The following is a 614-nucleotide window of genomic DNA, read 5'->3' on the forward strand; positions in this document are numbered from 1 at the left end:
GCAAAAGATGACGCAGCAGGTCAGGCAATCGCTAACCGCTTCACTTCTAACATCAACGGCCTTGGCGTGGCAGCACGTAACGCCAACGACGGTATCTCCCTGGCGCAGACCGCTGAAGGCGCGCTGAGCGAGATCAACAACAACCTGCAGCGCGTACGTGACCTGACCGTTCAGGCGCAGAACAGCTCCAACTCTGCTTCTGACATCGACTCCATCCAGGCTGAAGTTAACCAGCGTATGGAAGAGATCAACCGCGTAACCGAGCAGACTGACTTTAACGGCATTAAAGTGCTGGACACCGGTGCCGACAGCAAAGATTACAGCTTCCAGATTGGTTCAAAAGATGCTGAAACTATCTCTATCACTGTCAGCTCCAGCGACAGCTATAACCTGGCTGCAGCAGGAATAGGCTCAGGCACTGCGCTGAACAGCAAAACCATGACCTCTGGCGATACCGTTAACGGCACCGCTCGTTCTACTGAAGCTGTAGGTTTTGACGTACTGAAAGGTAAAGTGACCGGCGGCGCAAGCGGCGCTGCTTCAGGCTCTACGCCGCTGGCAGATATCGATGCGGCGATCAAATCTGTTGACAACCAGCGCAGCCTGCTGGGTGC

The 614-nt window shown here is 54.9% G+C and carries 1 protein-coding gene; it reads left to right on the forward strand.

The window, feature by feature from the left end; all coding sequences use genetic code 11:
* A partial coding sequence (locus COO59_RS20590) for a flagellin N-terminal helical domain-containing protein (RefSeq protein ID WP_103061469.1) occupies positions 1-614 on the forward strand: 614 nt, incomplete at both ends.

The sequence above is a fragment of the Mixta theicola genome, from assembly GCF_002895925.1.
Taxonomy (GTDB): Bacteria; Pseudomonadota; Gammaproteobacteria; order Enterobacterales; family Enterobacteriaceae; genus Mixta; species Mixta theicola.